The following is a 1,557-nucleotide window of genomic DNA, read 5'->3' as shown; positions in this document are numbered from 1 at the left end:
CACTGTTACCTGCAAAGGTAATCGGTTTAACCACTTCATTGTTCAGGTTAGTTAAGGCATCACCGACATTGTTGGCATTAACGGTTGTACCGTCAGTTTTAGTGGTGACATAAGTTGGTGAGCTTACTGCACCTGTTGTGCTGTCATAGCTTGATCCACCACCCAGATTGTTGGCTGTGCTGTTGCCCAAGGCATCAGTCTTGTTATTGCTTGAGGTACTTAATGCATCAAGCTGGCCTTTGTTTACTGCATCAGTAGCATTGGTGCCTGCTGCTACGTTACTGATTGTGTTGCCTGCAGCATCAATACCAGTCTTGGTCACACTTGGTCCACCAGTGATGGTTAAACCATTCGTATCCAGCTTGCTGTCCCCTGCCGTTACACTGTCAATATTCAGATCACGGTTTAAGCCATACTGAATCGTATTGCCGGTCTTGGTCACTTTCAGGTTGGTTTCACCTGCAACCGTACCAATATCAACCGTATCACCAGCTTTTACTGCAGCCGCATTGGTACCATTACTTTGTAGTGTCCAGCCTTTGTCTAATGCAGTGATCGCATCGCCCACGTTATTGACGTTATTGCCATTCACAGTATAGGTCGGTGAACTTACTGCACCTGTAGTGCTGTCATAACTTGCACCACCACCCAGATTGTTGGCTGTGCTGTTGCCCAAGGCATCGGTTTTGTTGTTGCTTGACGTACTTAACGCATCAAGCTGGCCTTTGTTTACTGCATCGGTTGCTGCTGTGCCCGTACCGACATTGGTAACTTTCTCACCATTTGCATCCAGTCCGTTCGCTGTCAGCTTCCCTGCAAACACAGGTGCATCTGCAAGTTGAATATCAACGGTATTGCCACTGATAACCGTTTTAACATTCGAGTTCGAGCCAGATGCTGTCAGCCCACCTGTGATATTCAGGGTTTCACCCAATTTACGGTCAACACTGCCACTGTTACCTGCAAAGGTAATCGGTTTAACCACTTCATTGTTCAGGTTAGTTAAGGCATCACCGACATTGTTGGCATTAACGGTTGTACCGTCAGTTTTAGTGGTGACATAAGTTGGTGAGCTTACTGCACCTGTTGTGCTGTCATAGCTTGATCCACCACCCAGATTGTTGGCTGTGCTGTTGCCCAAGGCATCAGTCTTGTTATTGCTTGAGGTACTTAATGCATCAAGCTGGCCTTTGTTTACTGCATCAGTAGCATTGGTGCCTGCTGCTACGTTACTGATTGTGTTGCCTGCAGCATCAATACCAGTCTTGGTCACACTTGGTCCACCAGTGATGGTTAAACCATTCGTATCCAGCTTGCTGTCCCCTGCCGTTACACTGTCAATATTCAGATCACGGTTTAAGCCATACTGAATCGTATTGCCGGTCTTGGTCACTTTCAGGTTCGTTTCACCTGCAACCGTACCAATGTCTACCGTATCACCAGCTTTTACTGCAGCCGCATTGGTACCATTGCTTTGTAAAGTCCAGCCTTTGTCCAGTGCAGTGATCGCATCGCCCACGTTATTCACGTTGTTGCCATTCACAGTATAGGTCGGTG

1 pseudogene is annotated in these 1,557 nt (G+C 47.1%); it reads right to left on the bottom strand.

From position 1 onward, the window contains the following. Nucleotides 1-1,557 (bottom strand): annotated as a pseudogene (locus tag ACG59Z_RS18725) (hypothetical protein); the annotation flags it as partial.

Source organism: Acinetobacter sp. ABJ_C1_1 (genome assembly GCF_044684115.1).
GTDB lineage: Bacteria > Pseudomonadota > Gammaproteobacteria > Pseudomonadales > Moraxellaceae > Acinetobacter > Acinetobacter nosocomialis_A.
The sequence above is the reverse complement of the archived record's forward strand: the minus strand, read 5'-3'. Positions and strand labels throughout refer to the sequence as shown.